This is a genomic window from Flavobacterium sp. (genome assembly GCF_036782315.1).
In the GTDB taxonomy this organism is placed as follows: Bacteria; Bacteroidota; Bacteroidia; order Flavobacteriales; family Flavobacteriaceae; genus Flavobacterium.
The window spans coordinates 40,586-53,590 of sequence record NZ_DAIPZK010000002.1; the positions used below are offsets into that span (position 1 = coordinate 40,586).

10 protein-coding genes are annotated in these 13,005 nt (G+C 32.6%); all 10 read left to right on the forward strand.

The genetic code is table 11. The features are described 5' to 3' along the window. The first annotated feature begins 14 nt into the window (after positions 1-14). The 10 genes from V7P59_RS02000 (at position 15) to V7P59_RS02045 (ending at position 12,705) form a co-directional block, all read left to right on the forward strand. The gene (locus tag V7P59_RS02000) at positions 15-806 is read left to right on the forward strand and encodes a TrmH family RNA methyltransferase (RefSeq protein ID WP_333808172.1); all 792 of its coding nucleotides are present in this window, start codon (positions 15-17) and stop codon (positions 804-806) included. Between the two features lie 84 nt (positions 807-890). Continuing rightward, complete coding sequence (locus V7P59_RS02005) at positions 891-3,110, forward strand: RelA/SpoT family protein (RefSeq protein ID WP_333808174.1); 2,220 nt, start codon at positions 891-893, stop codon at positions 3,108-3,110. 91 nt (positions 3,111-3,201) lie between these two features. Continuing rightward, positions 3,202-4,389, forward strand: a complete 1,188-nt coding sequence (locus V7P59_RS02010; RefSeq protein ID WP_333808175.1) for an erythromycin esterase family protein — start codon at positions 3,202-3,204, stop codon at positions 4,387-4,389. Positions 4,390-4,523: 134 nt separating this feature from the next. After that, positions 4,524-4,961 (forward strand): Fur family transcriptional regulator, encoded by a 438-nt coding sequence (locus tag V7P59_RS02015; RefSeq protein ID WP_194094624.1) that lies wholly within the window; start codon positions 4,524-4,526, stop codon positions 4,959-4,961. A 31-nt stretch (positions 4,962-4,992) separates the two neighbouring features. Continuing rightward, complete coding sequence (locus tag V7P59_RS02020) at positions 4,993-6,264, forward strand: adenylosuccinate synthase (protein ID WP_333808178.1); 1,272 nt, start codon at positions 4,993-4,995, stop codon at positions 6,262-6,264. 117 nt (positions 6,265-6,381) lie between these two features. Beyond that, positions 6,382-8,076: an OstA-like protein gene (locus V7P59_RS02025; RefSeq protein ID WP_442902408.1), complete on the forward strand. Its 1,695-nt coding sequence runs from the start codon at positions 6,382-6,384 to the stop codon at positions 8,074-8,076. A 10-nt stretch (positions 8,077-8,086) separates the two neighbouring features. Beyond that, a complete protein-coding gene (locus V7P59_RS02030; protein WP_333808183.1) occupies positions 8,087-9,277 on the forward strand; it encodes an aspartate aminotransferase family protein in 1,191 nt (396 codons plus the stop codon). A 165-nt stretch (positions 9,278-9,442) separates the two neighbouring features. Then, positions 9,443-10,837 (forward strand): tetratricopeptide repeat protein, encoded by a 1,395-nt coding sequence (locus tag V7P59_RS02035; RefSeq protein WP_333808185.1) that lies wholly within the window; start codon positions 9,443-9,445, stop codon positions 10,835-10,837. A gap of 57 nt (positions 10,838-10,894) precedes the next feature. Further along, positions 10,895-11,863 carry a DUF368 domain-containing protein gene (locus V7P59_RS02040; RefSeq protein WP_333808187.1) on the forward strand — a complete coding sequence of 323 codons (969 nt, stop codon included), beginning with the start codon at positions 10,895-10,897 and terminating at the stop codon, positions 11,861-11,863. Positions 11,864-11,949: 86 nt separating this feature from the next. Continuing rightward, positions 11,950-12,705, forward strand: a complete 756-nt coding sequence (locus V7P59_RS02045; protein ID WP_333808189.1) for a shikimate dehydrogenase family protein — start codon at positions 11,950-11,952, stop codon at positions 12,703-12,705. Positions 12,706-13,005: the final 300 nt, after the last annotated feature.

Genomic DNA, 13,005 nt, shown 5'->3' on the forward strand with positions numbered 1-13,005 from the left:
ATAATTTCTTATTCATGAAACAAATCACCTCGGTTCAAAATCCGTTTATCAAATCGTTAGTACAATTGCAAGAAAAAACAAAAGTTCGTAAGCAAACAGGCACTTTTTTAATTGAAGGAAAACGCGAAATTGAATTGGCATTAAAAGGCGGATATGAATTGGAAACCATTCTATTTCTACCTGAAATCATTTCGGAAAAAGAAATAAAAAACCTTGTCAAATCGAGCGAAGCTGAGCTAATCGAAATTTCAAAAGAAGTCTATCAAAAGTTAGCGTACCGCGATACTACCGAAGGAATTTTAGCTATTGCTAAAACCAAATCATTAGCCTTATCTGATTTAAAACTATCTAAAAATCCTTTAATTTTAGTTGGTGAATCATTAGAAAAACCAGGAAATGTTGGTGCCATTTTAAGAACAGCCGATGCTGCCAATATTGACGCAGTCATTATCGCCAATCCAAAAAGCGATTTATACAATCCAAATATCGTTCGCTCTAGTGTTGGCTGTTTGTTTACTAGACAAATTGCAGTTGGTACCACAGAAGAAGTTATAGCTTATTTAAGAGCAAATAAAATCAATATTTATTCGGCAACCTTACAAGATTCAACGGAATACCATACCCAAGATTACACTACTCCTACTGCTTTAGTCGTGGGAACAGAAGCGACTGGTTTGTCCGAAAAATGGCGAACTGAAAGCACAAAAAATATCATCATTCCAATGCAAGGTGAAATCGATTCAATGAATGTTTCGGTTGCAGCAGCTATTTTGCTATTCGAAGCTAAAAGACAACGCGGTTTCTAGTCTTTTTTCTTTGCTCTTTTTTCTATTTTCTACATTTGCACAATTAGAAAAAATAGCTTACTTTTAATTGGTTAAAGAAAATGTATGACAGAGTTAGAATTAGAAGCCGAAAACAAAGCCATTGCGCAAGAATATAAAGAATTACTTCGCATCAGTTATCAAACCCTTACTGATGAAGACAAAAAAATCATCCGTAAAGCATTTGATGTAGCTGTTGATGCACATAAAGACCAAAGAAGAAAATCGGGAGAAGCGTATATTTTCCATCCTATAGCTGTAGCTAAAATTGTAGCTAGAGATATCGGTTTGGGAGCCACTTCTATTGCTGCTGCCTTGATGCATGATGTTGTGGAAGATACCGATATTACGGTTCAGGACATTGAAAAAATGTTCAATCCTAAAATTGCACAATTGGTTGAAGGCTTAACCAAAATAGCAAAAGTTAAAACCGATCAAGAAATTTCAATTCAGGCGGAAAACTTCCGTAAAATGCTATTAACCTTGAACGATGATGTTCGAGTTATTCTAATTAAAATTGCCGATAGATTGCACAATATGCAAACTATGGGGAGTATGGTGGACTACAAACAAGCCAAAATTGCTTCTGAAACCTTATACATTTATGCGCCACTTGCTCATCGCTTAGGTTTATATAACATCAAAACTCAATTGGAAGACTTAGGATTAAAGTACACTGAACCAGAAGTTTACAATGATATCGTAAGTAAAATTAAAGAAACTAAGGAGGAACAAGACGAATATATCAAATATATTTCCGATGTTTTAAGCAAATCGCTACAAGAAGAAGGAATTGAATTTACTATCAAAGGACGACCAAAATCGATTTATTCTATTCGTAGAAAAATGAAAGTTCAGGGTGTTACTTTTGATGAAGTATATGACAAATTTGCTCTACGTATTATTTACAAAGCCAATCAACACGACGAAAAATTTATTGCCTGGAAAATATATTCTGTCGTTACTGATCATTATCGCCCTTCTCCAAGTAGATTACGTGATTGGATTTCTTCTCCAAAATCTACAGGATATGAAGCTTTGCACATTACGGTAATGGGACCAAAAGGTCGATGGGTTGAGATACAAGTACGAAGTGAACGCATGGACGAAATTGCCGAAAAAGGTTATGCTGCTCATTACAAATACAAAAATGGTGCTACCGAAGAGCACGGACTTGAAATTTGGTTGAACCAACTAAAAGAAGCTCTTGAAAGTTCGGCAAGTAATGCTGTTGATTTCGTAGAAGACTTCAAACTTAATCTATATTCTAAAGAAATTTATGTTTTTACTCCAAAAGGAGAAATTAAATCACTTCCAAAAGGAGCTACTTCATTAGATTTTGCTTTTAGTATTCATTCCGAAATTGGAGTAAAAACTAGAGGTACTAGAGTGAATGGTAAATTAGTTCCTCTTAACCATGTTTTAAATAGTGGCGATCAGGTTGAAATTATTACATCGGCTAATCAAAAACCTACTTCACAATGGTTAGATTTTGTAACAACATCGCGAGCTAAAAACAAAATCAAAAATGTTTTAAACGAAAACACTAAAAAGATTGCTGAGGAAGGAAAAGAAATCCTAACCCGAAAACTACGCCATTTAAAAATTACTTTAAACGAAAATACCACTAACGAACTTGTCAATTTCTTTAAATTACAAACAAGTTTAGATTTATTTTATAGAGCTGGAATTGGAGCTATTGAAAACCAACAACTGAAAGATTATGCAGCTCAAAAAAGCAACACTTTGGTTAACTTCTTCAAGAAAACCATCAAGCGTTCCCCTTCTACTCATACCGAACAAATTAATAAAAACGAAATCAGTAAAAAATACGATTTATTAGTATTTGGAACTGAACAAGATAAATTAGATTATAAACTTTCAACCTGTTGTAACCCTATTCCAGGTGATGAAGTTTTTGGTTTTGTTACTATAAACGAAGGAATTAAAGTACATCGAAAAGACTGTCCGAATGCCATTAGCATGCAATCCAACTACGCTTACCGAATTATTCCAGCCAAATGGATTGACTCTTCACAAGAAGAATTCAAAGCCGTTTTAAAAATAACAGGAATGGATATTTTAGGATTAACGAATGAACTTACTAAAGTAATTTCAAATCAAATGCACGTAAACATTCAAAGCATTTCACTTAACACCGAAGCAGGAATTTTCTATGGACAAGTAGCCGTGGTAGTTCAAAACAACACTATCCTAAAAAAACTTATCGAAAACATCAAAAAAGTAGATGGAATTGATAAGGTAACAAGAGTTTATAATAACTAGATTATTTTCAATGAGAAAAATTTTATTATCTCTCATCTTTTTATCCTTGCTTTCATGCAATAAGAAGATAACTACTGAACTTTCAAAAAGAATGATAGATCTTAAAACGAAAAATGAATTACCTGGTGATTTAAAAACAATAGCTAGATTTATCGAAAATAAAGAAATTATTCTTCTTGGTGAAGCCGCACATGGTGAAGGCAAAACTTTTGAAGTTAAAACTCAAATTGTAAAATACTTAGTAGAAGAAAAAGGATTTAACACAATTGCCTTAGAAGGCATGGATTTCCTTGAAATGGAATTTATCAATGGAAGAAATACTCTAAAAGATAATTTAGTTGATAATTTCGAAAATGAATGGTATAATTATTGGAATCCTTGGCACCCAGCAAAACAATTAATTCCTTTTGAAAACTTCATAAAAAAAGAAAAGTTGTCTTTTGTAGGAATTGAAACCTACAAAAAAATTAATGCTATAATAAATATTGACTTTATCAAGAATGAATTAGAAAAAAGTAAATGGTCAAATTTAAATCAAGAACAATGGTTAAAACTAGCACCAATTTTTGACAAAATAAACAACTCTCAAAATAATAAACTTTCAATTGAAGAATTTGAATATTTAACAACTCAATTACAAAAAGTAATTGATCAAAAAGAAACCATTTTTTTTCATGATGATTTTTTTCTACAGATGCTAGAAAATCTTATAACATATGTGAATATAAAAATGAATCCAAAAAATTTTGATAATGAAGATGATCAATTAGCATATGAAGTGAATCAAAGAGACTTGCAAATGGCACGAAATTTAATTCACTTTAAAGAACGAAATCCAAATGCAAAAATCATAGTGTGGTTAGCAAATTTTCATGGAGCCTTAAACATAAAAGAAGTTGCATTTGCTGGTAATGATTCGAACATATATAACAAACTTACATTGTTTGGTGAACATATTAAAAACAAATATTCTGATAAAGTTTACAGTATTGCAATAACTTCATCAGAAGGTTTTTCAAAAATGCCTTACAACATTTCAAGTATAAAAGAAACAAAAATTATATCACCAGAAAAATCATTAGAATTTGAATTAAACAAGGGAAATATAAATTTTGGGTTTATCGATTTTAATGAAGTTATGCAAAAAAGTTCTAAAAACAAAGATCAAACATTCAGCAGTATTATGCTAGGGCATTCTAATCAGGAAGGAAAATGGTTGAAAGTTTTTGACGGATTATTTTATATAAAGAAAAACGAAATAGCATTACCAAAAGATTAAACTTTGATTGATAAAATTTTAACCTTATAGAAATTTTAAAAAAATCTTAATAACTCTGTTTAAAAAAACTTCTAACTCCTAACTTCTAACTTCTAACTTTCACTATCTTTGCCCATATTTCATTTATCAATACGATGGAAAACAAAAATCAAGAAATTGTAAAGAACGTTTTTACTAAATTTTTAGAGGAAAAAGCGCACCGTAAAACACCAGAACGCTATGCTATTCTTCAGGAGATTTATAATACTGCCGAACATTTTGATATCGAATCTTTGTATATTAAAATGAAAAACAAAAACTATCGCGTAAGTAGAGCAACTCTTTACAATACTATCGAACTTTTATTAGAATGTGGCTTGGTGCGTCGCCATCAGTTTGGACAAAATCAGGCACATTATGAAAAATCGTATTTCGATAAACAACACGATCACATTATTTTAACCGATTCTGGTGAGGTAATCGAATTTTGTGACCCAAGAATTCAGCAAATAAAACAAACCATGGAAGAAATGTTTGGAATTGATATTCAAAACCACTCGCTTTATTTCTATGGTACTAAAAAACAACAATAAACCTAACACATAAACAACAAACAACAATACAATGACTGTAGATTTACTACTTGGATTACAATGGGGCGACGAAGGAAAAGGAAAAATCGTTGACGTTCTTACCTCAAAATATGATATTATTGCACGTTTTCAAGGTGGACCAAATGCGGGTCACACTTTAGAATTTGACGGAATCAAACACGTTTTAAGAACTATTCCTTCTGGGATTTTTCATAAAAACGCTATTAATATCATTGGAAATGGAGTGGTAATCGACCCAGTAGTTTTCCAAAAAGAAATTGAAGGTTTAGCTAAATTCAATATGGATGTTACCGCTAAATTATTCATTTCTAGAAAAGCACACTTAATTTTACCAACACACCGTTTATTAGATGCCGCTTCTGAAGCATCAAAAGGAAAAGCAAAAATTGGTTCTACTTTGAAAGGAATTGGACCAACTTACATGGACAAAACTGGAAGGAATGGACTTAGAGTCGGCGATATTGAATTAGAAGATTTCAAAGAAAGATATAGAGCTCTAGCAGATAAACATGAAGCTATGATTGCTTTCTACGATGTAGAATTACAATACAACTTAAAAGAAATGGAAGATGAGTTTTTTGAAGCTGTAGAAGACTTGAAAAAATTAACTTTCATTGATAGCGAAGAATATTTAAACAAAGCCTTAAAAGAAGGAAAATCAATTTTAGCAGAAGGAGCGCAAGGTTCTTTATTAGATGTTGATTTTGGAACATATCCATTCGTAACTTCATCAAATACAACTGCTGCTGGTGCTTGTACAGGTTTAGGAATTGCTCCTAATAAAGTTAAAGACGTTTTCGGAATTTTCAAAGCATACACTACACGTGTAGGTAGCGGACCTTTCCCAACAGAAGATTTCGAAGAAGCTGGACAAACAATGGCTAAAGTGGGTAATGAATTTGGTTCTGTTACCGGACGTGCGCGTCGTTGTGGTTGGTTAGATTTAGTGGCTTTAAAATATGCGGTTCAAGTAAATGGTGTAACGCAATTATACATGATGAAAGGCGACGTACTTTCTGGATTTGATACGTTACAAGTTTGTACAGGTTACAACTACAAAGGACAAGCAATTCAACATTTACCATACAACATCGAACCTGAAAATGTAACTCCAATTTTCACCGAAATGAAAGGTTGGAAAGCAGATTTAACAGGAATGACAACGTATGATGAATTACCACAAGAATTAAAAACTTATATCGAATTCATTGAAAAAGAAGTCGAAGTGCCAATCAAAGTAATCTCAGTTGGACCAGACAGAAAACAAACGATAATGAAATAATCAATAAAAACGCTTTCAATTGAAAGCGTTTTTTTTATGCTCTTAAATGATAAAAAATTCTTAATTATCAGTGGCTTTTCGAGTTTTTACTTAAATTTGGCTCAAAATAAATTCAACTTGAAAAACACTTTTTTATATATCGCCTTTTTATTGCTAACGATAACTTTTTCGACAGCACAAGAAAAGAAAAAAATCATAATTGAAAACTCCGATTTCGTAGATATGAATCAGACCGAAATTCCGGGCGCTATTGTATTTACTGGAAATGTTCGCATTATACACAACGGAGTAAGAATGTTTTGCAACAAAGCGTATCATTTTAAAGATGAAAATTATGTAAAAGCATTCGGAAATGTTCAAATGAACCAAGGCGACACCATTACCATGAATAGCCGCTATGCGGAATATAATGGTGATAAAGAATTTGCTTTTGCTACTGGAGATGTTGTTTTACGCTCACCAGAATCAACTTTAACTACAGACACCGTTTATTTTGACAAGAAAAATCAACAAGCATTTTATAATACTTATGGAACTATTCGCAATAAAGAAAATACGTTGAGAAGTAAATCAGGCCGTTATTTTGTTGACCAAAAGAAGTATAAATTTACCACTGCCGTAACGGTTACAAATCCAGAAAGCACAATCAAAACTAACAATTTAGATTATTACGAAAATTCAGGTCACGCTTATGTTTTTGGGCCTTCAACTATAACTAGTAAAGAAAATGTTATTTACACCGAAAACGGATTTTACGACACCACAAACAATATTGGAAAACTCTCCAAAAATTCAAAAATAACACTCGATAATAAGATTATTGAAGGTGATGATTTGTATTACGACCGAAAGAAAAATTATTCGAGAGGAATTAACAACGTAAAAATCACCGACACCATTAACAAGGTAATCGCAACAGGTCATTATGGAGAACTATACCGAAATGCAGCTACCAAAAAAGACTCGATGATTCTAACCAAAAGAGCTTTAGTAAAAACATTGGTAGAAAAAGATACTTTGTATATGCATGGTAAAAAAATCATTGTTTCAGGGCCGCAAGAAGATCGCGTTATTCGTGCTTTTAACAATGTTCGTTTTTACAAAAGTGATATGAGTGGAAAATGCGATTCGCTTCATTCCAACAATAAAACACAATTGACTAAAATGATTGGAAAACCTATTCTTTGGAACAACGAAAACCAAATGACAGGTGACATTATGCATTTAATTGGAAACAACAAAACTCAAAAATTAGATTCATTAAAAGTACTTAATAACGCTTTTATTATTCAAAAAGATAGTCTAAGTAAAAATGGCTATAACCAAATAAAAGGGCAAAACTTGTATGGAAAATTCGTAGATAGTAAACTCAAAGAAGTTGATGTTGTTAAGAATGCCGAAGTTATTTATTACATGTATAACGATGCCAATGAGTTTATAGGAATTAATAAAACGGTTTGTAGTAAAATCAATTTAGAATTAGAAGCTAATAAAATAAGTGCTATAACTTTTTTCACAAAAACCGATAGTCATATTTATCCAGAAGCCGATTTTCCAGAAAACGCACGAAAACTCAGAGGTTTCTTATGGCGTGGTGATGAGCGAATTTTATCTAAAAACGATATTTTTCCTGCTGAAGAAATAGCTTTAGATGATAAAATTCAAATAGAAGCAAAAAAGAAAGCTATAGCTGCTGAAATACCAATGGAAATTCAAAAAGAAACCTTGGAATACGACAGCAATAAAAAAGTTGAAGAAAAGAAAGCCACAAAAAAAGCAGAATCTAAAAAGAAAACAACCCCAAAAAAATAAATATCAATCCATGATTGAAGATTTTTTTAAATATCAGGCTCAAACCTCACCTCACCCTTTAGCTATGGAAATTTCTCATGCTAAGGGTTGTTATATTTACGATACCGATGGCAATGCTTATCTTGATATGGTTGCTGGAGTTTCAGCAAATACTTTAGGACATCAACCCCAACGCGTAAATGATGCCATCAAAAAACAATTAGATACTTATTCGCATGTGATGGTGTATGGTGAATATGCCCAACATCCAGCAACAGAATTATGTAAATTATTAGCCGAAAATCTTCCCTATCCACTTACGAAAACGTATTTGGTAAACTCAGGAACAGAAGCTATTGAAGGTGCTTTAAAATTAGCCAGAAGAGTTACTGGAAGAGGTCAATTGATTTCTTGTCACAATGCGTATCATGGCAACACCATGGGGAGTATGAGTGTTATGGGATTTGAAGAACGCAAGCAAATCTTTCGCCCTTTAATTCCTGATGTGGATTTTATCACCTTTAACAACGAAGCAGATTTAGAAAAAATTACCACCAGAACAGCTGGAGTTTTATTAGAAACCATTCAAGGCGGTGCAGGCTTTATTGAACCTCAAAATGATTTTCTTAAAAAAGTGCGCCAACGTTGTAATGAAGTAGGTGCCATCATGATATTAGACGAAATCCAACCCGGATTTGGTCGCACCGGAAAACTTTTCGGATTCCAAAACTACGATGTTATTCCGGATGTGGTAGTTATGGGAAAAGGAATGGGTGGCGGAATGCCTGTCGGTGCATTTACCGCATCAGCAGAAATGATGGATTTACTAAGTCACGATCCAAAATTAGGTCATATTACCACTTTTGGCGGACATCCTGTCATAGCGGCAGCGAGTTTAGCAACATTACAAGAAATTACGGAAACCAATTTAATGGCTGAAACTTTAGAAAAAGAACAACTTTTCAAAAAGCTTTTAGTGCATCCATTAATCAAAGAAATTCGTGGTCGAGGGCTTATGTTAGCTGCAATGACGGATTCACCTGAGATTACAAATGAAGTAATTTTACGTTGCCACAAAAGAGGTGTTATTTTATTTTGGCTCCTTTTTGAAGGTTGCGCTGTTCGAATTACACCGCCATTAACTATTAGTAATGAAGAAATTACAAAAGGTTGTGGCATTATTATTGAGGTATTAAATGAGATAGAAAAAGAAATGAAATGATGGATGATGGAAGTTTGATGATGAATGTTTTATCAGTTAAAATTGTTTTTTGAAATTGACATTGAAAATTGTTAATTAAATTGTTTAAAACAATTCAACCCCCAAACTACTACCCCAATATTATTCCTTAATTTTAGTAAGGATAAAATCATAAAACGAAGCGCTATGAATTTGAGTCACGAAGAAGAAGAAAACAGCTTGTCCTTATCTAAATTTGAATCGATGTTAAAAACCAACAAAGTTTTTTTCTTTGATTCAGAAGAGTTTGAAGATATTATTCTTCATTACATGGACACAGGCCGATTGAATTTGGCCAAAAGAGCGCTTAAATTAGGTTTAGAGCAACATCCTAAATCTACTGGATTAAAATTAGTTCAAGTAGAAATGTTGGTTTATGAAGACAAACTCGATATTGCTGAAAAGTTATTGAATGAGTTGTACGCAATTGAACCTACAAACGAAGAAATCTACATTCAAAAAGCCAATATACATTCTAAAAGAGACGAACACGAAAAGGCAATAGCGTTTCTAAAAATCGCTTTGAAATATACCGACGATTATGCTGATGTATATTCAATGATAGGAATGGAATACCTGTTCATGGATAATTTAGAAATGGCAAAGGAAAATTTTATCAAATGTTTAGATGAAGATACCGAAGATTATTCTGCTCTTTACAACGTGGTATATTGTTTTGATTTCTTAGATCAAAATGCAGAAGCAATTGTTTATCTTAACCGATTTATTGATAAAAATCCTTACAGCGAAGTCGCTTGGCATCAGTTAGGACGCCAATATTACGCATTGAAAAATTATGAAAAAGCCGTTTGGGCTTTCGATTATGCTACTTTGATTGACGAAAGTTTCTTAGGCGCCTACATGGAAAAAGCAAAATCGTATGAGAAACTAAAAAAATATCAAGAAGCAATTGATTGCTACAACGTTACGTTAGAATTAGATGATCCTTCTTCTTTTGTATTGCTTCGAGTAGCAAAATGTTATGAGCGATTAGGAAATACTGAATTTGCTCTGAATTACTATTTAAAAACAGTGCATGAAGATCCACTATTAGACAAAGGTTGGATTGCAATAACTGATTTTTACATTCGCCAAAAAAACTTCCAAAAAGCCTTGTACTATGTAAACAAAGCAATTGGAATTGATGGTGATAATTCGTTATACTGGAAACGTTTTGCTGCGGTAAACAGTGCTTTACATTTCTTTGAAGAAGCAGAATATGGCTACCGAAAAGCATTTGAATGTGGCGACATTAATTTAGATACGTTCACGCTTTGGACTGACGTTTTACAATATTTAGGAGAATTTGAAACTGCTATCGAAATTCTTTTAGAAGCCAGCAATGTATTACCAGATGAATACGAAATCGAATACCGTTTGGCTGGATTGTATTTTCTGATGGACGATGTTACTAAAGGAAATCTTCACCTAATAAACGGAATGAAATTAGAACCAAAACACCTAACTTTGTTTCAAGAATTATTCCCAGTTGTTTGGGAAAGAACAGAAGTTCAGAACACGATATTAAAGTTTAAAAAATAGAGAATTAACAACCCTTAACCTATTCCAAAGTAGCGATGCTTTGGAATTTTTATTGCAATGAGAAAACTATTCCCCGATTATTTGATTATTACGCTTAAAGGTTTAGCCATGGGTGCTGCCGATGTAGTTCCAGGTGTTTCTGGAGGAACTATTGCTTTTATTTCCGGAATTTATCAAGAATTGATTGACAGTATTAATAATGTAAATGTTTCTGCTTTAAAAACGCTAAAAAAAGAGGGGTTAAAAGCAGCTTGGGAACAAATAAATGGGAATTTTTTATTGGCTTTGGTAGTAGGAATTGGAATTAGTGTACTTACTTTTTCAAAAGTGATAACCCATTTATTAGAAACCCAACCCATTTTAGTTTGGTCTTTTTTCTTCGGATTAATTATTGCTAGTGTAACCTTGATTTGGAAAGAAATTACACATTGGAAATTAGTTGACATCCTATTTTTATTAATCGGAATTACTGTTTCGTATTACATTACCATTGCACGACCAGTAAGTTCTCCGGATAGTTATTGGTATTTATTTTTATCAGGATTTATTGCGATTATTGCGATGATTTTACCTGGGATTTCAGGAGCATTCATTTTACTTTTAATGGGTTCTTATGAAACCGTAATTGGAACCATCAATACTTTTAGAGAAGGCTTAACTACCGCCAATTCTGAAATTCTAATTTCAGCATTATTAAAATTAGGTGTATTTGCAATTGGAGCGTTAATTGGTTTAAAATCATTTTCTAGAATATTGCATTGGATGTTTGCCAATCATAAAAACACAACACTAACGTTATTAATTGGTTTTATGATAGGTTCATTAAATAAAGTGTGGCCTTGGAAAGAAGTTTTAGAAACCAGAATCAACAGTCATGGTGAAATTGTACCGTATATTGACAAAAGTATTTTACCACAAAATTTTAATGGCGAACCACAAATTGCATTGGCAATTATCTTAGTCATTTCAGGATTTGTGTTGATTTTTGGAATGGAAAAAATGGCAAGTAAATTGGGTAAAAAATAAAATTGTTTAAAAAAATAACATTCTTGTAACAAATAAAAACAAGAGTCTGATTATCTTTGAAAGATTGTAATTTTAACTCAATACCAATGAAAAAGAAATCAAAAAAACAGTTGAAATTTGGCTTAATTGGTCGAAACATAAGCTATTCTTTTTCAAAAAAGTATTTCAATGAGAAATTTGAAATTGGTCATTTTGACAATTGTGAATATAAAAATTACGACATTGAAAGCATCAAAGAATTTCCAAAAATAATTACCGAAATTAAAGGTTTAAGAGGTTTAAACGTAACTATTCCATACAAAGAAGAGATTATACCCTATTTAGACAAGTTATCTAAAACAGCAAAGAAAATTGGTGCAGTAAACTGTATTACTATTTCAAAAAAGAAAAAACTAAAAGGCTACAATACCGATTACCACGGATTCAAAAAATCGATTCAACCTTTATTGAAAGACCATCATAAAAAAGCGTTGATTTTAGGAACTGGTGGCGCTAGTAAAGCAATTGCTTATGCGTTACGAAGCTTAAAAATCGAATATGATTTTGTTTCGAGAACCGCAGATGAATTCCAATACAAATACGAAGAATTAGACGCTTCAATATTCGAAGAGTACACGATTATCATCAATACCACTCCAGTAGGAACACATCCTAATGTTGAGGAATGCCCGAATTTAGATTACAGTTTGTTTACCAAAAAACATATTGCTTACGACTTAATTTACAATCCAGAAGAAACCGCATTTTTAAGAAAAGCTAAAGCTCAAGGCGCCGTTACTAAAAACGGTTATGAAATGTTGGTTTTACAGGCGGAAAAGGCTTGGAAGATTTGGAATGAGTAGGTTTTCTTAAACGCAAAGACGCAAAGTTTTTCGCAAAGTTTTTTCCGTACAGTTTGTCATGCTGAAAGCATCTCTTTTATGTCATCTCTACGGGATTTTTTTCTTATTCATTTCATTAATTACCTGGATGTCATGCCTAACGGTATTTTAAGTTAGTCTAATGAAAAAACACAAAACCAAAACTGTTTTAAAAACCATTACCAAAAAAGCCTTTTGATGGCTATCTAACCCCGATAGAAGCGACATCCCGTCTTTAGCGGATATAGCGGATAGCGGGAAAATGGATTACAAGAAAGCCCA